The sequence below is a fragment of the Arthrobacter sp. TmtSoilC48 genome, assembly GCF_059739425.1.
Genome location: NZ_AP046049.1, coordinates 4,624,555 through 4,646,208, shown reverse-complemented (window position 1 = coordinate 4,646,208; position 21,654 = coordinate 4,624,555). Strand labels below are relative to the sequence as shown.

Below are 21,654 nucleotides of genomic sequence, written 5' to 3'. Positions count from 1 at the left end.
ACCTGCGTGTGCCGGGGGTCACAAGTTCCGTTAGCGCAGCATCTTCCATAGGCTTGCAGGGTGATCTTCAAAGCTGTGGGCGAGGGACGCCCGTACCCTGACCATGGATATTCCGCGCCGCGTGACTGGGCTGCCCTTCCACCGCGGCCCGTTCGCCTCGATGAACTTGTTACCACCAAGCGCACCCTGGATCTGGAGGCATTGCTCGCAGAAGATTCAACATTTTTTGGGGATTTGTTCCCGCACGTGGTCCAGTACCAGGGCGTTCTGTACCTCGAAGATGGGCTCCATCGGGCAGTCCGGACCGCGCTCCACCAGAGGACGGCCATTCACGCACGCGTATTGGTAATCGATGGCTAGGCAGGGCAAGCGTCCCAAAGATGTGACGCAGTTGCACGGCCACCATGTGGTGACCGGCCCTGAGCTTCGCGCCACGTTCGCCGAGGACGCCCGTGCCCAACGCAGCCGCTTCCGGCGCCGCGTCTTTCACGCCATTGTCCTTGTCCTGCTGGTAGGCGTCATAGCAGCCGGAGCAGTTGGTGCCTGGGCCATCATGAATGGTGTCATCAGGATTCCCACGGCGATCGCCAGCAAAGCGCCAACCAGCCTGTGCCCCACCACTACATTCGACTACGTGCCGAACGAAACCGTGAACATCAACGTCTTCAATGCCACCTCGCGGGCAGGGCTGGCTAATACTGTCGCCGACGAGTTCACAGCACGGGGGTACAAGGTCCTTTCGGTGGACAACAGCGACACCGCGTACTCGGGAATCGGGGTGGTGGTCTCGGGAGTCAAGGGCCAGGCAGCCGCATTCAACGTCCAGCGGAATTTGGCCGGAACGGATTACTTCCAGGACAACCGCGAAGACGAATCAGTGGACGTGGTCCTCACCCGGGGCTTTCAGGGCTTGGTTGAACCGCAACTCGTGGACCAGACTCCGGGCAAACTCAGCTGTCCGCGCGAGGACCTGAGGATCGCGGACAACTCCCGGTGGCCGATCATCCCCACCCGCCCCGCGCAGTAGGTCGCAGGCCTGGTAGTTAGAGCGTCAGTGCATCCAGGCGGACGGGCTTGCCCGCTTCGTCGAACTTCGCTCCCGCGCCCAGTTGGATGAATCGAACCGTTTGCGCCGTCTGGGGCTCGACGTCGGAGGCTGGGGCAGGCGGGGGTGTCTCGCCGTCGGGCGTTCGGTTGCGTCGTGCGGCACTGGCAGACAGTGTGCCGTGAATGAGCCGCGCCAACTGGGCGACATCAGTGTCCGGGAGGTAGCCCTGCTGGACGCCGTCAGTGAGGATGTCCTGGAGGAGGACGTTGAGCTCGCCCACGTGGTCCGCGAGCTTCGCGAACGAGGCCGGGGAAAGAACGGCGGCCATCGCTGGGCCTGGCGGTAGGTGGCGGCGGCTGAGGTCCTCCACCTGGGCGCGGACGTAGAGGGCCAGCCTGTCCACTGGGTTTTCAAGGGCTGCCAGCGAATCCCGAAGGTCCACGATGAAGCGCTCGGTTTCATCCAGCGCGTACGCGATGAGCAACTGCTCCATGTCTGCGTAGTAGTTGTAAACGGCGGTGCGGCCAACGCCTGCGTGGCGCGCGACGTCGGTCATGGTGAGGCCGGGCAGCCCGTGGGTGAAGAGGAGTTCACCGAAGGCGGTCAGAATACGGCGTTGGGTCTCGGCGCGTTGGGCAGCGTTCGTGGCGGCCGTGATCCTGGGCATATAGACACTTTACAGTGATGTGTCACCAAGTCCTGCCAGCTTGTGTACGTGTATCCCTAACTAGGGGGCCGGGTCTGAATGGACGGTAGGCGTGCCTACAGCTGTGCTGTAGGCACGCCTACCCAACCAGGAAAAGAATGATGGCTCCTAGCTTCTGCTCCAGGTCACCGCGCAGTCCAAGTGTCAGTGGGAGAAGTCTGCTGAGATCTCGGCGAGGGTGCGCCCCTTGGTCTCAGGCGCGAGCCATTGCGAGAGGGCTGCGCCGAGTAATGCGACGGCGGCGGCTACGACCATGGTTGCGCCCATGCCGATGTTGGCGATCGCCCAGGGCAGGGCGAAGGTGCCGAGTGCGGCTCCGATGCGGCTGAAGGACGCGGCGAAGCCCATGCCGACGCCACGCAGGTGGCCGGGGAATACCTCGGCCGGATAGACCTGGGTCATTGTGGTGTAGCCGGCATTGAAGAAGGAGAAGGCGAGAAACAGGACGAGCACGAGGATTGCTGGTGCGTCCGCCCAGACTCCGATGACCAGCAGGATGCCCGCGCAGAGCCACTGCCCGGGCACAGTGAGGATTCGGCGACCGAGCTTGTCAATCAGAAGTACGCTGGTGACAACGCCCGCGACCGCAAGTGCGGACAGGCCGACTCCACCGGCCCAGCCGCCGCCGAAGCCGAATTGGTTGAGCACCTCGTCGGCGAAGGTCGCGATTGCGAAGTACGGAGTGACCGCGCAGAACCAAAAACCTGCAGTGAATACGGTGGCGCGCCAGTTCTGCCTCGAGAACAGCATTCCGAAGGAGGCGTTCTTGATTTTGGTCCCGCTCTTCGCGGCTTCGGCCTCCTGGATCATCCTCAGATCCATCTCTCCGGTGATGCTGTCGTGCATCTGGGGCGATTCGACGTATCTGCGTGCGATCGCGAGTGCTTCCTGATGCCGACCCTTCGTAATAAGCCAGCTCGGCGATTCGGGGAGGCCCATGCGGGCGAGGAACAGGACGAGTGCGAGTATCGTGCTCGTGCCGAGTACCAGGCGCCAGGGGGTGCCGGCGTCGTGCAGGAGCGTGCCGATGATGAATGCCATCATGAAACCGACGTACCAGGCGACCAGGGTCAGCCCGAGCAATCGCCCGCGGAGCTTCGGAGGGGAGAACTCTGATAGCAACGGCCCGCCGATTGAGTATTCGCCACCGATCGCGACGCCCATGAGGAACCGGATGGCGGCAAGCTGGATCACGGCCCCGTCCCCGGAGGTTATGAAGAACTGGGCCGCCGAGGCGAACAGGAACAGGCCCATGTCCACGAGGAACATGGGTTTGCGTCCGAACTTGTCAGTGGCCCAGCCGGCCAGCGGGGAGCCGACAAAGATACCAACCAGCGGACCTGCGGCGATCATGCCCAGCGATAGTGCGTCGAGCTGGAGATCTGACCGCATGAGTCCGGTGACGGGGCCAATAATTCCGAGAATGTAGCCGTCGAGGAACATCCCGCCGATGAAGACCGCGACAAGCCGCACCATGAAGCGGCGTTTGAACTTGGAGCTGGTCTCTTTTGGTATGGGGGTGTCGACGGAGGCCGTCGTCCTGGTCGGATGGATCATTGAGATTTGTTCCCTTCTGGTTCAGCGCAGACCGCTGACGGCACCAGAGCGCCGTTGCTTAGATGCTCGGACAGCCGCAGCCCTTAGCGCCCGGTGGACCGATGCCGGCTGGCTCGATGCCAGCCGGTACGGCCGCAGGACGCGAGATGATTTCGGCGTCGTCATGTATCACTGCTCTTCGAGACGGATATGCCAAGGCCGTCGTTACCGGCACCCTCGCGCCGACCCATCGGGACCAAAAACCTGGAGTCGAGGTCGGCGACGTGTGACATATGACTCATATATCAGAAAACTCTAAGGGCGCGACCCGTCCCGGTCAAGAGCCTGAGAGGTTAATTCGTTGTATCCGTTAACTCACCGCGGTCTGCATGAATCGGGGCAGGGTCCGGACCGCCGTCATACGAGTTGGGGGGTGCGTAGCGGACCGCCTGCGGAGAATCTTTGCGGAGGACAGGGCCGTCACTGGGCCCCATTGACTGGGGTGGGTTCGGCGCGGCAGGCTGTGTTGACATCCAGGGCAAGGGGGAGCACGGTGAAGTACTCGCCGTACATGGTCACCGTGGTGGCTGTGCTCGGGTTCGCCCTCGCCGGGTGCCAGCCGGCCGCCCGGCCGCCCGCAGTGGGGTCGTCCGAATCCGTGCCCGGCCCGTCGTCGTCCGAGCTCGTGGCCACCATCAAGGCTGCGGTCGAGGATCGAAACGGCACAGTCCTCGACACTCCCCCCGCCCCGCGCCTTGCCGAGGGGCGGATGACGGCGGCCTACCGGTCCAAGCGCGACCGCGACCTCGAAGTGGTGGCTCGGTCAAAGGCCGGATTCAAGTCAATGGGCTTCTGGTACACGTCCTTTTCGACGAAGGTAACGGTGGAGTCGGTCGAGGTGACCGGTTCGGAGGCAAGCGTCCGGTTCAAGGAATTGACCGAGGAGCACCAATCCTCGACAGCGAATGGGCCGAGCAGCGTCCCATCGGGCTACTCGCTGCCGCAGATCGCGACATTCCGGGTATCTGGGGACGGCTGGCAGCTGGACAGCATCGCCCCTACCGTGCATGGGGGCGGCCTACCGATGTCCGTCGTTGACGGATGAGAACTGCCCGCAGGCTGAACGCTGAGCGGGCGGCTGAAGGAGTGCCGCGTTGACCCGCACCAGTCATCCCCGAGCTGGCCATTTACGATGTGTGCTCATAGCAAATCGGTTGTGACCGTCGTTGGAACCCGCCCGTCCCCGGCGCATGAGGTATACGCAGACTCGCGTAACATCGTGTGAACCGGACACTAAATTCATGAGGGGGACTGTTGCGGGCAACGGTCAAGGATGTGGCGCGCCGCGCGGGAGTATCGCCGAAAACCGTCTCGAACGTCATGAACGGAATCGTGCCGGTCAGCGCTCCAACGCGGCTCAGGGTTGAGCAAGCAATGCAGGAGCTCGACTACGTGCCCAACCTTTCCGCGCGCGGACTCCGCAACGGCCGCTCGGGTGTAATCGCGCTGGCCTTGCCGGATCTGGCCACCCCGTTCTCGGCTGAGATAGCCCAGAACATTGTGGAAGTAGCCCATGAGCAGGGCTGGAGCGTCCAGATCGAGGAAACAGGTTCGGATCCGCAGCGCGAGCATGAGCTGATGACCCGTGCGCGCTCCAACCTCATTGACGGCCTGATTCTCAACCCTGTGGTGCTGGATGAAAGTGCCGTGAAGGTTGGGGTGGCTTTGCCTCCTGTGGTCCTGTTGGGCGAAGTGACCCAGGAGCTTGCGGACCGGGTTTACGTGGACAGTTTCGCGGCGGCGCGCGATATGACGCTTGCCCTGGCCAAGCCCGGACGCCGGCGCATCGCCGTGCTGGGTATCAACAAGACCAGGCAGTCTGCCACCTCGATCCAACGGAGACAGGGTTACGAGGCTGCGCTTGCGGAGTTGGGGATTCCGCTGGATGAATCCTTGCTGATCTCCTGCGGTCAATGGACTCCTGGCTCCGCCGCCGAATCCCTGATGCATTACCTGGAATCCAACCCGCTGCCTGAGGCGTTGTTCTGCTTCACGGATTCGCTGGCCATTGGCGCCCTCAATGCGCTGTGGAAGAAGGGCGCCCGTGTTCCTGACGATATAGCGGTGGCTGGTTTCGACGACGTCATGGATGGGCGCTACGCGGTTCCCTCCCTGACCACGGTGTCTTTCGATAAACGAACCATCGCCACCGAAGCCCTGCGCCTCCTCACCGAGCGAATGGCGGACAGGGGCCAGGGGCAACGTGTTGTCACCGTTGACTACAGCATTGTGGAGCGGGACAGCAGCCGCTGAAGAGGCCTTCCACAATAAACTGTTCGCGCTAACAATTTTCTCTTGCCTCCACTATTACAACGATGTAATGTGAGAGCCGCGTCACCCCCGGGCCACCCTTTACCCGGCAGTGGGGATGCACCGAAGCCGGATTTTGCGCAGCAGTTGTGTCCTTTTCAGCCACCCTTCCAAAGGAGTTACGGGTGAAGCAGTTTGAATCATTGACCGGGAAACAGTTGTCCCGGAGACAGTTATTGACTGGATCGGCCCTCCTCGGCGGCGGGCTTCTGGCCACCAGCCTCACAGGCTGCGGAGGCGCGGCCCAAGCCGGCGAAGTCAGGGAGATCGGCTTCTGGCATCTCTTGTCCGGCGGCGACGGTACCAAGATGCAAGCGATGATCGCCAATGCCAACCAAGCCAATTCCGGCTTCAAGGTCCACCCCACCGTGTTGGCATGGGGCCCGCCCTATTACACCAAGCTGGCCATGGCATCTGCCGGGGGCCGGCCTCCAGAGGTAGCCATTATGCACGCCAGCCGAGTCCCGGGATATGCCCCGGGCGGCCTCATAGAGCCCTGGGATCTGGGGCTGCTGGCGGAGAACGGCATCACACCGGAGAACTTCGCGCCGCGCATCTGGGAAAAGGGCCAGCAAGGCGGAAAAGTCTTCTCCTTGGCGCTGGACTCCCACCCGTTCATCATGTTCTATAACACGGACATAGCCGGCAAAGCGGGGCTCCTGGAAAGCAACGGCCTCTTGCAGGAGGTCAGTTCGCCCGATGAGTTCAAGGCCATGGCACTGGAGATGCAAAAAGTCACCAAGGCCCACGGATTGTCCTTTGGCTACCTGAACCTGGGCTCGCAGATGTGGCGGCTGTTCTACACGCTCTACAAGCAGCACGGAGCGGAAATTGTCCTCACGCCCGGCCGGCAGATGGAGGCGGATAGGGACGCTGCCATAGAGTCACTGGAATTCATGGCCTCGCTCTTCGACGACACCATCGCGGCCAGGAGCGTCGACATCAACACCGGCATTGCAGAATTCGTCCGTGGCGATTCGGGAATGCTCTTCAGTGGAGGCTGGGAACTGCCCACCATGAAGAAAGCAAAATTGCCGTTTGACGCCGTCACCATCCCCACTCTTTATGGGACACCCGCCTCTTACGCCGATTCGCATTCCTTCGTCCTCCCGCGGCAGCTCGCCGTCGATGAAGTGAAACGGAAGGATGCGTACAAGTTCGTCAGTGACGTTCTGAAGGGTTCGCTGTTGTGGGCTGAGGCAGGCCATATCCCTGCGTTCCAGCCGGTGGTTCAATCGCCAGCCTACGGGGAGCTCACGCCTCAGATCCACTACGCCAACGCGGCGGACATCATCAACTACGATCCCGACTCCTGGTTCAGCGGCTCGGGGTCGGATTGGCAGACCTACTTTGCCGAGCACATCCAGAACGTGCTTCTGGGTCGGGACAAAGCAAGCACAGGGTGGGATGGATTCGTGGCCCGCACCAACGACCTTCTTTCCCGACCCAATCCGGTCTGACCGGCATCAGCGCACCGAGCGACAAAAGGAGTCCTTCATGAGTTCCTCTACACTGTCCCGGCAGACCAGCCAACCACGGACAACACCGAGCCCAGGCACCAAGGCCGGGCCATCTCTGCGAAGAAGCAGGGACACCCTGAACGGGTGGGCATTTGCAGCGCCCTTCCTGACGTTCTTCCTCGTATTCCTCATTTGGCCTATTCTGTACGGCTTCTACATGAGCCTCACGGGCAAATCCCTGACAGGCGCCAACGACACCCTCATCGGTTTTGCCAACTACGCCGAAGCCTTTGCCGATGCCGGCATGTGGCGTTCACTGGGCAACACGTTGTACTTCACGGTCATCAGCACAGTTCCCCTGGTGCTGGTTGCGTTGGTGATGGCGGCTCTCTTGAACATCGGCCTTCCAGCCCAGTGGCTGTGGCGGCTGTCCTACTTTGCCCCGTTCCTGTTGGCCTCCACGGTTGTGTCCTTGTTCTTCGTCTGGATGTACAACCCGCAGATAGGCCTGATCAACGATTTCCTCTCAAAGTTCGGCATAGCAAAAGTGGGGTGGCTTAATGATCCCAATGTGGCCATGTGGTCAATCGTGATCGCGACACTCTGGTGGACTGTTGGCTTCAACTTCCTGCTCTACCTGGCGGCAATGCAGAACATCCCCGTCCAGCACTATGAAGCAGCGTCACTGGACGGTGCCGGCGCGTGGAGGCAATTCTTCTCCATCACGCTGCCGCAGCTCACGCCCACCACCGTGATGATTGTGTTGCTCCAGATCCTGGCTTCCCTGAAGGTCTTTGACCAGATTTACCAGATGACCGGCGGGGGTCCGAGCGGATCTACCCGTCCCGTGGTCCAGTACATCTTCGAAACCGGGTTCACCGGATACAGGCTGGGATATTCCGCAGCTATCTCCTACATCTTCTTCGGACTGATCGTGCTGGTTTCCGCGCTGCAGTTCGTCATCACCCGCCGCAGGAGCGTATAGCCATGGCAACCACCACCCTCACCCGTTCGACCCCAGCCAGCGGTAGCCGCCAAGTCATACGGCAGCCGCGCAAAAAGCTGACAGTGGGCAAGATCGCGGCAGTCACGGCGGCCGCCTTAATTGCGGTCCTCTGGCTGATTCCGTTCGCTTGGGCCACGGTTACTGCATTCAAGTCCGAAGCGGATGCGTCAGCGTCCAAGGTCAGCTGGTTCCCGCCGTCGGGCTTTACCTTTGACGCTTTCGTCAATGTGTTCCAGGCAGGGAACATCCCGCTCTGGACGTGGAACTCGCTCTACACTTCCGCGGCCATCACGGCAATCACACTGGTGATCTCGGCTCTCATTGCTTACGCACTCTCAAGGATCGAGTTCAAAGGCAAGAAGGTCCTGATGGTCGTGATCATCGCAGCCATCATTGTCCCGCCACCCGTGCTGATGATTCCGCTCTTTTACCAAATGCTTGCGTTCAAAATGATCGATACCTCGTGGGCCATCATCCTGCCGCAGGTGATTCACCCCGCCATGGTGTTCGTACTCAAGAAGTTCTTCGACCAGATCCCGCATGAACTTGAAGAAGCGGCAGTGATGGACGGTGCCAGCCGTCTCCGGATCTTCGTGCAGATCATTCTGCCGTTGTCCCGGCCCATCCTGGCCGCCGTCGCGATCTTCGTGTTCATCGGTGCGTGGAACAACTTCCTCTGGCCGTTCATCTCCACCAACGACGACTCCCTGCTGACCCTCCCGGTGGGCCTGCAAACCATCAAGAGCGCCTACGGCGTCCAGTACGCGCAGAACATGGCGTCTGCCTTGCTGGCAGCTTTGCCGCTCATCGTTGTCTTCCTGTTCTTCCAACGCCAGATCATCAAGGGCGTCGCGACGACGGGACTCGCCGGAACCTGATCCGGCACCTTCGCCACCAACTGTTTCAGAACACAACCAAGGAGATAAATGTCCCGCGCACGCATCACCCTCGATCGAGATTTCACCATCGGCGAGGTACCCAGGCGCCTCTTCGGCTCCTTCGTGGAGCACATGGGCCGCTGTGTCTACAGCGGCATCTACGAACCCGGCCACCCTGAGGCCGACGAGAACGGCTTCCGGCAGGACGTCCTGAAGCTGGTCAAGGAACTAGGTGCAACTGTCATCCGGTACCCCGGCGGCAACTTCGTCTCCGGCTATAACTGGGAAGACGGCATCGGCCCGCGCGAAACCCGGCCCCGCCGCCTGGACGGAGCCTGGCACACCGTTGAAACGAATGCTTTCGGCCTGCACGAGTTCGTGGACTGGTCCAAGCAGGCCGGCACGGAAATCATGGAAGCCATCAACCTGGGCACCAGGGGAGTGGATGCTGCCCGCGAGATCGTCGAGTACGCCAACCACCCTGGTGGCAGCTACTGGTCCGATCTCCGCGCCAAGAACGGCCACAAGGACCCGTTCGATATCAAGCTGTGGTGCCTGGGCAACGAAATGGACGGTCCTTGGCAGATCGGCCACAAGACCGCCGAGGAGTATGGGCGGCTTGCCCAGGAAGCGGCCAAGGCCATGCGCTTCGTGGACCCGGACATTGAATTGGTGGCCTGCGGCAGTTCCAACTCCCGGATGCCTACGTTCGGTGCCTGGGAGCAGACGGTCCTTACCCACACCTACGACGAAGTGGATTACGTTTCCCTCCACGCCTACTACTTCGAAGAAGAAGGCGACGTCGGCAGCTTCCTGGCGTCCGCCGTCGATACTGACTACTTCATCGAGTCAGTGATCGCCACCGCGGACGCCGTTCGGGCGAAGGGCAAGCACAAGAAGCACATCAGCCTGTCCTTCGACGAATGGAACGTCTGGTACCAGCGTGGGCGGGACACCGAGGACCAGTTGAGCAACATCGTCAAGGCCCCGTGGCGCGAGCACCCCCGCGTCATCGAGGACAAGTACAACGTGACGGATGCAGTGGTGGTGGGGACCCTGCTCAACTCGCTGCTCCGCCACGGCGACCGCGTCAAGATCGCCAACCAGGCGCAGCTTGTCAACGTGATCGCACCGATCCTCTCGGAAGAGAACGGGCCGGCGTGGAAGCAGACCATCTTCCACCCGTTCGCCCGGATGGCCGAGCTTGCCAAGGGCCAGATCCTGCGGCTTTCCGTGGACTCGGACAAATACGAGAATGCGCGGTTCGGCGGCACGGACCTTGTGGATGTCAGCGCCACGTGGAACGAGGAAACGGGGCGCGTTGCGCTGTTCTTCGCCAACCGCGGGCTGGAAGAAGCGGCCGACGTCGAGGCAGCCCTTCGAGGTTTCGACGCGCGCCAGGTGCTCCGCGCCGAAGTCCTGGAGATCCCCGAGGGCGGTGACAGGTTCACCATCAACACGCAGGACCAACAGGGCCGGGTCGGCCTGAAGCCGCTGGAAGGCGTCAAAGCGACTGGTTCGGAACTCCGGCTGACGCTGCCCGCATTGTCCTGGGCCGTCGTCGAGCTTGAGGTTGTGAAAAACTAGCCGCTTAGAAACAACGCGGGGTCACTTAGGGCCCATGTTGGCAGCCAACATGGGCCCTAAGTGACCCCGCGTTGCGTTAAATGCTGCAGCCGTCAGGGCCGCAGGCTTCGGCGTCGGATGCGCCCACGGGGATCAGGGGATTGGCTTCCTGCCACGCCTGGTTCAGCGCCTCGCTGAAGAGCTCCGCCGGCTGGGCTCCGGAGATGCCGTACTTGCGGTCGATCACGAAGAACGGAACACCGGTGACGCCGATGGCGCGGGCTTCATTGATGTCCTCGTTGACGGCGTCCGAATATTTGTCGGTCGTGAACAGCTCTGCGACCTCGTTGGCCGGCAGTTCCAGAGCGGCGCCAAGTTTCGTGAGGTACTCCTGGTTGCCGATGTCCTCACCGTGCTCAAAGTGATCGCTGAGCAACTGTTCCTTGGCGGCATCCTGGCGGCCATGGGCGGCGGCGAGGTGGATGAGGCGGTGGGCCGTGAAGCTGTTGGCAACTACTACCTTGTCGAAGTGATAGTCCAGGCCCTCGCCCTTGGCGGTCTCCGTGACGTGGGCGAACATCTGCTTGACCTGCTCGGGAGCCAGGCCCTTGCGTTTGCTCAGGTAGTCCAATTCCGTGCCGTCATAGTGCCCGGGGATTGAGGGGTCCAGCTGGTAGCTCTTCCACTCGATGTCTACGGAATCACGGTGGGGGAACTGTGCCAGGGCAGTCTCAAAGCGGCGCTTGCCGATGTAGCACCAGGGACACGCGACGTCAGACCAGATCTCAATCTTCATGCTGTGGTCAACTTCGAGGGCCTCGCGCGCATTCCGGAAAAGTCTGTTATTTTCGTCACCCATTGCCGGGGCTGGCGTGCCCAGCCTAATGTGTGAAGCAGGTTATGCAGTCAGCCGGTGGGGCGCTCTTCGTCCCGAAGAATCGCGTGTGTCTGGGGCCGCGATGAACACGAGGTTGAACCCCGTGTGCGGGTTCGCATATTTGTGGAGGCCTTCAGCATGCGCGTTGGACTCATCGTTGGACCATGGTTCACAGTGCCCCCGGAACGGTATGGCGGCACGGAACGGGTTGTGGATGCCTTGGCCCGCGCCTTATCCGATGCAGGGCATGACGTACTCCTGGCGGCGGCGTCTGACAGCACCTGCCCCGTTCCGCTGCTGCGGGGCTTCGGGCCCAGCGAGCCTGAAGAGCTGGGGCTGACGCTCAGCGAGTTACACCACGTCATCAAGGCTTATGCCGGCATGAAGGACGTGGACATCATTCACGACCACACCCTTGCCGGACCTCTCTACGCCCACCGGCCGCCGGGTGTTCCCGTGGTGACCACCGTCCATGGCCCGCTGACACCGAGGTATGCAGGGCTCTACCGGGATATGGCCCAGGACACCGCGATCATTGGCATTTCGCATGATCAATGCAGCCGCATCTCCGACCTTCAAATTTCGGCCGTCATCCACCATGGCCTGGATCTGTCCACCGTTTCCGTCGGAGACGGCACCGGCGGATATGCATGCTTTGTCGGACGCATGTGCCCGGACAAGGGCCTGCTGGAGGCGGTGGCCGTTGCCCGTGAGGCCGGGGTGCCGCTTCGCATCGCTGCCAAGATGCATGCCAAGGATGAGCAGGACTACTTCCACGACGTCGTGGAGCCGGTCCTTGGTTCCCAGGAAGAATTCCTGGGCGAACTCTCAGACCCGGAGAAGTACGAACTGATGGGCGGAGCGATGGCCATGATCAACCCCATCCAATGGCATGAACCGTTCGGGCTGGTCATGATCGAGTCGCTGGCCACCGGAACACCCGTACTGTCCACTCCGATGGGCGCGGCACCGGAAATAGTCCGGCATGGCGTCACAGGATATCTGGCGCAGACCAATGAACTCGCAGGGTTTGTACAGGACGTGCAAGAGCTTAGCCGTGCAGAGTGCCGGCGTACCGTGGATGTGTATTTCAATGCAGCACGGATGGCGGCGGACCATCTGCAGCTTTATGCCACGGTCATCGAAGAATTCAAGGCCGGAGGCCTTCCCGGCAACGGCAAGTTGCAAGACAATCAGAGGCAAGCCCCCATCAACCTGTGATCGATAAGCAGGACATTTCCCGAGGAAGGCTTCGTGGGCCATGACTGCTTGGAACGCTGATACGGAGGCAGGCGCTTCCGAGCTGGGTGCCGTGACCGTCGTCGAAGGTTCATCCTTTTGCATCTCCTCGCATTCCGGTGACATCCACGGCGGCGGCTCCCAGGGCACCTACTACCAGGACACCCGGATCGTCTCCCGCTGGATCCTGAGGATCAACGGAGCCCTCCGAGAGCCCCTGGTCACCACCAACCGCACCGCCTTCCAAGCCGAATACGTTGGCCGGGCGTGCTCCAGCGATGGTCGTTTTGACAGTCCCCTGGTGGTCCAGCACCACCGGCACGTGGGCGCTGGCCTGCGCGATGACCTCACCATCCGGAACTACTCGGGCCAGCCGGCGCCGTGCGAAATCGAGTTGCTCATCGACGCCGACCTCGCCGACCTTTTCGATGTCAAAGGTGGCCGGGCAAGCAGGGCAGGAGCCACTGAGAAAACGGCCCGCAAAAAGGAACTGCATATCGAGGCCGTGCACGCGAACGGGGAACGTCGCGGCGTGGCGTTCCGGGCTTCGGGAGCCAAAGCGAACCCGGAAGGACTGACATTCCATGTCACCATCCCGGCCCGCAGCCAATGGAGCACCAGCGTCATTGCCATTCCCCTGATCAATGGAAAGGGGCCGGACGAGCCGTTTACGGAAACCACCGCCCTGCATCACACGATTGGCGTCCGCCGGCATATGGCCTGGGCGGAGCACGTTCCCCGGATCGCCGTCACGGACAGGAACGTGGAGGAAGTCCTTGAACGAAGCCAGAGCGATCTTGGTTCGTTGCGGATCTTCGACCACGAGCACCCTGGGCGTGCTGCCGTTGCAGCAGGGGCGCCCTGGTTCATGGCGCTCTTTGGACGCGACTCGATCATGGCGTCCTACATGTCACTCATGGTGGACCCAGGACTCGCGGCCGGCTCGCTGCAAACACTGGCCGGGCTTCAAGGCAGCAAAGTGGACGTCGACTCCGAGGAAGAACCCGGCCGCATGCCCCACGAGGTGAGGCTGGGAGTCACGGCCGGACTCTCCTTGGGCGGAACCGCCTACTACGGAACGATCGATGCAACTCCGCTCTTCGTCATGCTGCTTGGCGAACTCAGCCGGTGGGGTCTGGGGTCGGACATCATCGATTCCCTCCTTCCCCACGCAGACCGTGCTATCTCCTGGATGGAAAAATACGGCGACCGGGATGGCGACGGGTTCATCGAATACCAACGCCCCAACACCCACGGCCTGATCAATCAAGGGTGGAAGGACTCCTGGGACGGCATCAACTTCGCCGACGGCACGATCGCTGAAACACCCATCGCCCTATGTGAGGTCCAGGCTTACGCCTATGGAGCCTACGTTGGGCGTTCGCTGCTGGCGCGCGCCGCGGGCGATACCGCCGTCGAACGCCGTTGCGCGGACCAGGCGGAAGCGCTCAAGGAGGCATTCAACGAGTCTTTCTGGCTGCCGGACAAAGGCTATTTCGCCCTTGCCCTGGATAAGGACAAGAAACCCGTGGATTCCTGCACGTCCAACATGGGCCACTGTTTGTGGACGGGCATTGTGGACGAGGACAAGGCTGCACTTGTGGCCGAGCGGCTGATGTCACCTGAAATGTTCACGGGCTGGGGGATCCGCACCCTTGGTTCGGACATGGGCGCTTACAACCCTGTCAGCTACCACAACGGCTCGGTCTGGCCGCACGATACCGCGGTCGTGGCCACCGGACTCATGCGCTATGGCTTCGTGAAGGAAGCCAGCCGCGTGGCGAGCGGACTGTTCGACGCCGCGGAGCACTTCGGCGGTCAGCTTCCGGAACTTTTCTGCGGCTTTGACCGCTCGGACTTTCCGGAGCCGGTGCCCTATCCGACGGCGTGTTCCCCCCAGGCGTGGGCGGCTGCGGCCCCTATTCAGCTGGCTCGCATACTCCTGCGGTTCGACCCCGATTTCACCAGGAAAGTGCTCCACCTGGCGCCTATCCTCCCGGACTCGTTTGGGGAGTTCAAGGCAGAAAACGTGCTGCTGGGGCGCTCGCGGATCACGATCCAGGCGTCCTCGGGAAACGGCACGGTGACGGGACTGCCAGCCGGCCTGCAGCTGCGCTCCGACCCCCGGCCGCCACTGGCTGGTGACTTGTTCGGCTAACTGCCCGGGTGCTGGGTATTGCCCGGCTGCTGGCTAGAACGGGTGCTGGCTAGAGCGTGTGCTCCATGACGAAGTCATGTTCCACGGTGTCGCCCAGTTTGAAGGACTTGGTGCCCACCCTCTGGAAACCGCTCTTTTCATAGAAGCGGATCGCCTTGGCGTTTTCACTGTTCACGCCAAGCCAGACTCCTGCCGCACCCCTTTCCGCAGCGTCCGCGACTGAGGCCTTCATGAGGCGGGATGCGGCTCCCTGGCCGTGGTGGTCCGGGTGGACGTAGCACTTGCTGAGTTCCGTGGAGGGGAGCGCCGAGAGCACAGAGGCTACATCCGGGTCGCTAGCAGGCTTGGCAATCAGCATGGTGTACCCGTTGAGCTGACCGTCGTCGTCGAGCACCAAAACCGTGATGTGCGGATCGGCGAGGTAATCCAGGAAGTTCGCCTCGGCGAGCGTCTTCTCGAGATGGGCCTGGATGTCAGCTGGTGAGGCGCCGGGCGGGCACGCCAGCGGGAAGGTGACGGCCGCAAGCTCGGCCAGCTTGCCGGCGTCGTCAGTTGTTGCTGTGCGGATGGTCTCGGCCACGTGGTCCCCCTTGGAGTTGTGTATAGCTAATGCCCCTAAGAACGAATCTTAAGGGCATTAGCCGGCACAATCTTCTGGTTTACGCTTAGTCTGCTTTCACGGCGAGCACAGGACAGTCCGCCTCCAGCAGGATCCTCTGCGAGACACTGCCCATAATCAGCTTGCCAACCGGGCTGCGGCGGCGGAGGCCAATCACAATCAGCTCCGCGTTGTGCTCGTCGGCCGCATCCAGTACCTCAGCAGCGGCATCATGGCCACGGACGGGCTGCTTGATGATGTGCTCGATGCCTTGGAGGGCAAGGCGTTCCTCGATGGTCTGGATCTCCGGTTCCTGGGCGTACCTGTTATCCACCAAGGCGTCCCCTTTGGAAGAGTTGATCACCAACAGGGTGTCGTTGTTTTTCTTCGCTTCGGCAATGGCTTGGGTCAATGCGGCTTCGCCCTCGGGCGTGGGGACGTAGCCCACCACGATGGTCATGGCTTCTCCTTGTTGTGGTGGCTGTTGTGGTGGATCCGGGTACTGTTTTCGTCAGCTTGGATGGCGGCGTCCTCCTTGAGGAGCACTTCGCTGGGGTGGGCCGGGACCACGCTGGCTGGCACCGGACGGTTGCGGCGGACCAGCTTGAAGAGCAGCGGCCAGAGGATAACGATAGCCACGATGATGTAGACGACGACGGCGATCGGCTCGCTCCACAGCCCGGCGGGGTCACCGGCGAACAGCTGGAGAGTCCTGCGCAGCTGGCCTTCGATGCGCGGACCGAGGATGACGCCCAGGATCAGGGGCAATACAGGTAGCCCGAAGCGCCGCATCATGAATCCCAAGGCTCCGAGCACCAGCAGGATCACCAGGTCGAACGCCTGCAGGTTCACCGAGTAGGCGCCCAACGTTGCGAAGAAGAGAATGCCGGCGTAGAGGTAGGGCCTGGGAAGCTGCAGCAGTTTTGCCCACAGGGGTGCCAGTGGCAGGTTGATGAGCAGGAGCAGCAGGTTGCCGATGAAGAGGCTGGCGATGAGCGCCCACACCAGGGGACCTTGGCTGGAGAACAGCTGCGGGCCGGGCTGGATGCCGTACGAGGTGAACGCTGCGAGCATGACGGCAGCTGTGGCGTTGGTGGGCAATCCGAGGGCAAGCATTGGGGTCAGGGTTCCGGCGGCTGCAGCGTTATTGGCTGCTTCCGGGCCCGCGACGCCTTCGATGGCTCCCTTGCCAAACTCCTCCGGATGCTTTGTCAGCCGTTTCTCGGTGACATAGGAGAGGAACGTGGGGATCTCGGCACCACCGGCGGGAAGTGCACCAAACGGGAAGCCGAAGGCCGTGCCACGCAACCAGGGTTTCCAGGAGCGGGCCCAGTCCTTCTTGCCCATCCAGGGCCGTCCGACAGGAATGATGTGAAGCGGTGAACGCCGCAAGTGCGCGGCGACCCACAATGCTTCACCCACGGCGAAGATGGCCACTGCCACCACCACGATATCCAGGCCGTCGGCCAGCATCGGCTGGCCGAATGTCAGGCGGCGCTGGCCGGTAACGGAGTCAATGCCCACCAAACCGATGGCCAGCCCCAGTCCCAAGGAGGCAAAGCCCCTGAGCCGGGAGGAACCCAGGACTGCGGTGACGGCCAGCAAGGCGAGGATCATGATGGCGAAGTAACTCGGTGCGCCCAGGCTCACGGCGAACTGAACCACCAACGGTGCAAGTCCTGCCAGCAGCGCCGTACCGATGGTGCCGGCAATAAAGGAACCAATGGCCGCAGTCGCGAGCGCTTGGGCTGCCCGCCCGGCTTTCGCCATCTTGTTGCCTTCGATGGCCGTGACAACAGACGAAGACTCGCCGGGCGTGTTCAGCAGGATGGAGGTTGTTGAGCCGCCATACATGCCGCCGTAATAGATGCCGGCGAACATAATGAAGGCGCTGGTGGGCTCAAGGGCGGCCGTAACCGGAAGCAGCAGTGCCACAGTCATGGCCGGGCCGAGCCCTGGCAGAACGCCAACGGCCGTTCCCAGGAGCACGCCGATCATTGCGTACAGAAGGTTCAGGGGGGTGAGGGCGGTGGCGAAACCGTCCATCAAAGAGGACCAGACGTCCATCAGAGGATTCCTTCCAGGAGTCCGGCCGGCAGTGCAATGCCAAGGCCAAGGTAGAAGCCGTAGAAGGTGGCCAGGGCCAGCGCAACGGAGATGATGCCGTCGCGGACATAGTGCCGGCTGCCAAGTGCCAGCACGCTGCCCCAGAACAGGACAGTGCCGGAGATGACCCAGCCCGCCCAGTCGATGAGCAGGATATTCAGGATGAAGGCTCCTGCAAGGGGGAGCACGGTCTTCCAGTCGGCGGGGTGTGCGAGGTCAATGTCCTCGCCGCCTTCCACTTCTCCTTTGCCGCCACGCAGTACGTTGATGGCCAGCAAAATTGCGCAGACCACCAGAAGACCGGCAACGATGAAGGGAACCGCCTTGGGCCCTACGGGGTCCGACTTCGAATACGGGGTTACCAGGCCGTTGGCGTCAAGGAAGACAAGGACGCCTACCGCGCCGAGCAGGAGGGCTACCCCCAGCTCGGCGCGGCCTTTCAGGCCTGTTGCTATAGTGCTCACGCCAAGCCAAGCTTGGTGAGCACGTCCGCCACCCGCTTGTCCTGGTCCGTAAGGAACTTCTGGAACTCGTCACCGGTGATGAAGGCGTCGGTCCAGCTGTGGGTCTTCAGGGCCTCTTTCCAGCCAGCGGATTCGTGCATCTTCTCCAGGGCGGCAATCAGCGACTTCTTGTCATCCTCGCTGATGCCCGGAGGGGCCACCATTCCACGCCAGTTGGTGAAGACCAGATCGATGTTGGACTCCTTCAGGGTGGGAGCGTCAACACCTTCCAAACGCTTCTCGCCACTGGTGGCCAGGACGCGAACTTCACCGGACTTGATCTGCTGCAGGTACTCGCCTGCACCGGAAGCCGCGAATCCAAGCTTGTTGCCCAGGATGGCCGGAAGAAGATCTCCACCGCCGTCGTATGCCACATAGTTGACCTTCGTGGCGTCAATTCCAACTGCGCCCGCCAACTGCATGGGCAGGAGGTGATCAGGACCACCAGGCGAGGAACCGCCACCCACGGAGATGGATCCGGGATCTGCCTTCCAGGCCTTCACGAGGTCATCGATGGTCTTGTACGGGGAGTCCTTGCTGACCATGATGGCGCCGGGCTCTTCAATGAGCCGTGCCAGCGGGGTGGTTTCGGTCAGCTTCGACTCGGACTTGTTGGTGTAGCTGGCACCCACAACGCCCAGGCCCATGAGCATGGCGAGGTCCCCGTTGCCCTTTTCGTTGACCACCCGGGCCAGGCCCACGGTGCCGCCTGCACCTGCGAGGTTGAAGACCTCCGTGTTGTTGGCGATCTTCTCGTCGTCGAGGACCTTGGCGGCGGCCCGTGCCGTGGTGTCGTAACCGCCACCGGGAGTATTGGGAACCATGATCTGGAGGCCGGTGATGGGTCCGGCTGCAGCGCCGGAGCTGGACGAAGCAGTGGAGCTCTTACCTGTGGCGCCGCAACCGGTAGCCATCAGGGCGATGCCGGCGGCAACGGCGGCGATTCGCAATGCGCGGATCTGGCGCATGGTGTTCCTCTTCTCAGTATGGAAATTCTGTGCAGGGCGCTCAGCGTTGTGCCCCGTGAATTGATGCTAGGTCCCGGCGTGACGGTGATCACTCTTGTGTTCGCAGTGATCTTTAAGTTCATTGCGTTCACGCCTTTGCCTTCTTATGGCACCCGGCCCCGCTGGTGCTCAGCGTGCTTAGGGTATAGTTCCGATACGCCAAGGCGGACTACTTTTGAAGCTGTTAGCGGCCCTTGCATAGTGGAATCACCAAAGGATCCAAACAGTGACTCGAAGAAGAGGAATGTCCTTGGCCGGGCAGTACCTTGTGCTGCAGTTGTTGATCGTCCTGGCGGTCCTGGTCGCTGTAGTAGCTATCTCCCTGGCCCAATCTGCTGCTGCTTTCGAACGCACCGAAGGACGCCGGGCCTTGTCCGCGGCAGAGGCCTTGGGCAACAACCCCACGGTGCGTGCCCTTTTGCCCACTGCCGAACCCCGAAACGGCTCCTCCCTCCCGGCCGTGGCCGAATCGATTCGGACTGTCTCGGGTTCCTCCCACGTGGCACTCGCAAAGTTGGACGGCACAGTGGTGACCTCCTCGGATCCCAGCCAGCTGGGCAAGCAGCTTCTGCTCGGTGACAGCAGGGTCAAGGAAGGCCGGGCATGGACCGGAGTCCTTGCCGGCAATGAAGGCAAAGTTCTCTCAGCACACGTACCGGTGCTCGACGACTCCGGAACCATGATCGGCATCGCCTCCATCAGCAGGAACTATCCGTCCGCCCTTGAACGGCTGGAAGACGTGGTGCCCAACCTCCTCACCTACCTGGGCGTTGCGAGTGTCCTGGGCGTGGCCGGTTCCCTCCTGCTCTCCCGTCGCGTCAAACGGCAAACCCTTGGAATGGAGCCCCGCGAGATCACCGGGCTCGTGGAAAACCGTGAAGCGATGCTGCAAGGCCTGAAAGAAGGGGTGGTTGCCCTTGATCCTCACGAGCGGATTACCGTGGCAAATGAGAGCGCCCGCCAGCTCCTGGGACTGCCCGCAGACTGTGTGGGCCGGAAACTCGCCTCACTTCACGTGGACCGTGCGCTGAAAGTGGTACTCACCCGGGAACAATCGGACCCGGACCAGTTGGTGCTCGTGGGGGACCGCTTGGTGGTCATGAACAGGGTGGCCCTCCGCTCCCGCGGGCGCGACATCGGATCGGTGACAACTCTGAGGGACCGTACTGAGTTGTCATCCTTGGAGCGCGAACTCGGTGCCACCAGAACCGTGACGGACACTTTGCGTGCCCAAGCCCACGAGTTCGCCAACCAACTCCACGTCATTTCCGGCCTGATCCAAATTGGCGAATACGATTCCGTGGTGCAGTTCGTCAACGGCGCCACCGTGGACCGAACCCGGCTTAACGACGAAGTGACCAGCCGCATCCAGGACCCTGCGCTCGCAGCCCTCCTGATAGCCAAAGCCAGTTTGGCCACCGAGCGCGGCGTGGAACTGCAGATCGACCCGCAGTCCGGGCTCCCGCGCGTCAACGAGGAACTGTCCCGGGACCTCACCACCGTGGTGGGCAACCTGGTGGATAACGCGTTCGACGCCGTTACCGGGCTGGTTGGGGCGGCGGTGAGTGTGTTGGTGGTCAACTCAGCGGACGGTGTTTCAGTCACCGTCCGGGACAACGGTCCAGGTGTGCCCTCCGACGCCGCTGAGGACATTTTCCGGCAGGGCTTTTCCACGAAGGAGCCAGGACCTGGCGATGCCCGTGGTTTCGGCCTGGCGCTCTCGCGGGTGATCTGCCGTCGGTCCGGTGGCGACCTGACAGTAGCCAACGACCATGGGGCAGTTTTCACCGCACGATTCAACAAGCACGATTCGGATTTCGAAGGGGCAGCGCAGCCGTGATCAAAGTACTGATTGTCGATGACGATTTCATGGTGGCCAAGGTCCACGCCGGTTTCATCCAGCGGACGCCTGGGTTCGGCGTCGTGGGTGTAGCGCACACCGGCGCCCAGGCCATCCTTGAGACGCAGCGGCTCCAACCGGACCTTGTGCTGTTGGATATCCATCTCCCGGACATCAACGGGCTGGACCTGATGCATCAGCTCCGGGACGTTGCCCCGGACCTCGACGTGCTGGTGATCAGCGCGGCCCGTGAAACCGAGACGGTGCGCAAGGCACTACGCGGCGGCATTGTCCATTACCTTATTAAGCCTTTTTCGCAGGCTGATCTTCAGGAGCGCCTGCAGCACTACCTGAATGCCTACCAAGGGTTGGACGCCTCCAAGGACGTGGCTGAGCAATCGGATGTGAACAGGGTGTTTGGGCTCGGTGCGTCCGAGCGGACGTTGCCCAAGGGCTGCAGTGTAGAGACGCTTGAGTTGGTGGAAGCTGCGCTGAAATCGGCTCCCGGCGATGTCTCCGCTGCCGAAGTTGCCGAGCAATTGGGGACCTCCCGGGTGAGTGCGCGCCGTTACCTTGAGTACCTCCACGATGAAGGTGCGTTGGAAGTCAGGCTCAAGTACGGCGTCGGGCGTCCCGAAAGAAGGTATGTGCTGAAGGGGAGGTGACGAGCGCGGCCCCGGCAGCCTGGCTCAGGTATCAATTGATAAACTGGATGCACGTCCACGATCAGGTTTTCTGACAAAGGAGCGTGAGTAC

20 protein-coding genes are annotated in these 21,654 nt (G+C 61.9%); 12 read left to right on the top strand and 8 right to left on the bottom strand.

Annotated elements, in window-relative coordinates; translation table 11 throughout:
• Positions 1-60 precede the first annotated feature (60 nt).
• Positions 61-360 carry a type II toxin-antitoxin system VapB family antitoxin gene (locus AC6I97_RS21295; RefSeq protein WP_062069994.1) on the top strand — a complete coding sequence of 100 codons (300 nt, stop codon included), beginning with the start codon at positions 61-63 and terminating at the stop codon, positions 358-360.
• Positions 361-382: 22 nt separating this feature from the next.
• Positions 383-1,027 (top strand): LytR C-terminal domain-containing protein, encoded by a 645-nt coding sequence (locus AC6I97_RS21290; protein ID WP_224166345.1) that lies wholly within the window; start codon positions 383-385, stop codon positions 1,025-1,027.
• 16 nt (positions 1,028-1,043) lie between these two features.
• Here the strand turns inward: AC6I97_RS21290 and AC6I97_RS21285 are convergent, their stop codons facing one another.
• Both AC6I97_RS21285 and AC6I97_RS21280 read right to left on the bottom strand, forming a co-directional pair.
• Positions 1,044-1,715 carry a TetR/AcrR family transcriptional regulator gene (locus tag AC6I97_RS21285; protein WP_224094180.1) on the bottom strand — a complete coding sequence of 224 codons (672 nt, stop codon included), beginning with the start codon at positions 1,713-1,715 and terminating at the stop codon, positions 1,044-1,046.
• 183 nt (positions 1,716-1,898) lie between these two features.
• The gene (locus AC6I97_RS21280; protein WP_224166347.1) at positions 1,899-3,311 is read right to left on the bottom strand and encodes an MFS transporter; all 1,413 of its coding nucleotides are present in this window, start codon (positions 3,309-3,311) and stop codon (positions 1,899-1,901) included.
• A 532-nt stretch (positions 3,312-3,843) separates the two neighbouring features.
• Between AC6I97_RS21280 and AC6I97_RS21275 the strand changes: the two genes are divergently transcribed.
• The 6 genes from AC6I97_RS21275 to arfA all read left to right on the top strand — a co-directional run bounded on the left by AC6I97_RS21275 (position 3,844) and on the right by arfA (position 10,591).
• Positions 3,844-4,395 (top strand): hypothetical protein, encoded by a 552-nt coding sequence (locus AC6I97_RS21275; protein ID WP_497946696.1) that lies wholly within the window; start codon positions 3,844-3,846, stop codon positions 4,393-4,395.
• Positions 4,396-4,604: 209 nt separating this feature from the next.
• Positions 4,605-5,603 carry a LacI family DNA-binding transcriptional regulator gene (locus AC6I97_RS21270; protein WP_497946695.1) on the top strand — a complete coding sequence of 333 codons (999 nt, stop codon included), beginning with the start codon at positions 4,605-4,607 and terminating at the stop codon, positions 5,601-5,603.
• A gap of 182 nt (positions 5,604-5,785) precedes the next feature.
• Complete coding sequence (locus AC6I97_RS21265; RefSeq protein ID WP_497946694.1) at positions 5,786-7,120, top strand: extracellular solute-binding protein; 1,335 nt, start codon at positions 5,786-5,788, stop codon at positions 7,118-7,120.
• Between the two features lie 37 nt (positions 7,121-7,157).
• A complete protein-coding gene (locus tag AC6I97_RS21260; protein WP_497946693.1) occupies positions 7,158-8,105 on the top strand; it encodes a carbohydrate ABC transporter permease in 948 nt (315 codons plus the stop codon).
• Between the two features lie 2 nt (positions 8,106-8,107).
• Positions 8,108-9,004, top strand: a complete 897-nt coding sequence (locus tag AC6I97_RS21255; protein ID WP_497946692.1) for a carbohydrate ABC transporter permease — start codon at positions 8,108-8,110, stop codon at positions 9,002-9,004.
• Positions 9,005-9,052: 48 nt separating this feature from the next.
• A complete protein-coding gene (gene arfA, locus AC6I97_RS21250; protein ID WP_497946691.1) occupies positions 9,053-10,591 on the top strand; it encodes an arabinosylfuranosidase ArfA in 1,539 nt (512 codons plus the stop codon).
• A 76-nt stretch (positions 10,592-10,667) separates the two neighbouring features.
• Here arfA and AC6I97_RS21245 read toward each other — a convergent pair whose 3' ends face one another.
• The gene (locus AC6I97_RS21245) at positions 10,668-11,366 is read right to left on the bottom strand and encodes a DsbA family oxidoreductase (protein ID WP_497946690.1); all 699 of its coding nucleotides are present in this window, start codon (positions 11,364-11,366) and stop codon (positions 10,668-10,670) included.
• Positions 11,367-11,585: 219 nt separating this feature from the next.
• On the opposite strand from AC6I97_RS21245, the gene AC6I97_RS21240 reads away from it, so the two are divergent.
• Positions 11,586-12,668: a glycosyltransferase family 4 protein gene (locus tag AC6I97_RS21240; protein WP_497946689.1), complete on the top strand. Its 1,083-nt coding sequence runs from the start codon at positions 11,586-11,588 to the stop codon at positions 12,666-12,668.
• A 40-nt stretch (positions 12,669-12,708) separates the two neighbouring features.
• A complete protein-coding gene (locus AC6I97_RS21235; protein ID WP_497946688.1) occupies positions 12,709-14,844 on the top strand; it encodes an amylo-alpha-1,6-glucosidase in 2,136 nt (711 codons plus the stop codon).
• Between the two features lie 49 nt (positions 14,845-14,893).
• Here the strand turns inward: AC6I97_RS21235 and AC6I97_RS21230 are convergent, their stop codons facing one another.
• The 5 genes from AC6I97_RS21230 to AC6I97_RS21210 form a co-directional block, all read right to left on the bottom strand.
• A complete protein-coding gene (locus tag AC6I97_RS21230; protein ID WP_224094193.1) occupies positions 14,894-15,424 on the bottom strand; it encodes a GNAT family N-acetyltransferase in 531 nt (176 codons plus the stop codon).
• An 85-nt stretch (positions 15,425-15,509) separates the two neighbouring features.
• Positions 15,510-15,902 (bottom strand): universal stress protein, encoded by a 393-nt coding sequence (locus AC6I97_RS21225; protein WP_224094195.1) that lies wholly within the window; start codon positions 15,900-15,902, stop codon positions 15,510-15,512.
• Positions 15,899-17,509, bottom strand: coding sequence for a tripartite tricarboxylate transporter permease (locus AC6I97_RS21220; RefSeq protein WP_224094196.1), 1,611 nt, complete (start codon positions 17,507-17,509; stop codon positions 15,899-15,901). Before AC6I97_RS21220 ends, AC6I97_RS21225 begins: the two co-directional genes overlap by 4 nt.
• Positions 17,509-18,012: a tripartite tricarboxylate transporter TctB family protein gene (locus AC6I97_RS21215; protein WP_224166358.1), complete on the bottom strand. Its 504-nt coding sequence runs from the start codon at positions 18,010-18,012 to the stop codon at positions 17,509-17,511. The genes AC6I97_RS21220 and AC6I97_RS21215 overlap by 1 nt, the downstream gene beginning before the upstream one ends.
• Positions 18,009-19,019: a Bug family tripartite tricarboxylate transporter substrate binding protein gene (locus AC6I97_RS21210; RefSeq protein WP_224094198.1), complete on the bottom strand. Its 1,011-nt coding sequence runs from the start codon at positions 19,017-19,019 to the stop codon at positions 18,009-18,011. Before AC6I97_RS21210 ends, AC6I97_RS21215 begins: the two co-directional genes overlap by 4 nt.
• Before the next feature lie 283 nt (positions 19,020-19,302).
• Between AC6I97_RS21210 and AC6I97_RS21205 the strand changes: the two genes are divergently transcribed.
• Positions 19,303-20,898 carry a sensor histidine kinase gene (locus tag AC6I97_RS21205; RefSeq protein WP_497947261.1) on the top strand — a complete coding sequence of 532 codons (1,596 nt, stop codon included), beginning with the start codon at positions 19,303-19,305 and terminating at the stop codon, positions 20,896-20,898.
• A complete protein-coding gene (locus tag AC6I97_RS21200; RefSeq protein WP_497946687.1) occupies positions 20,895-21,563 on the top strand; it encodes a response regulator in 669 nt (222 codons plus the stop codon). The genes AC6I97_RS21205 and AC6I97_RS21200 overlap by 4 nt, the downstream gene beginning before the upstream one ends.
• The last annotated feature ends 91 nt before the right edge of the window (positions 21,564-21,654 follow it).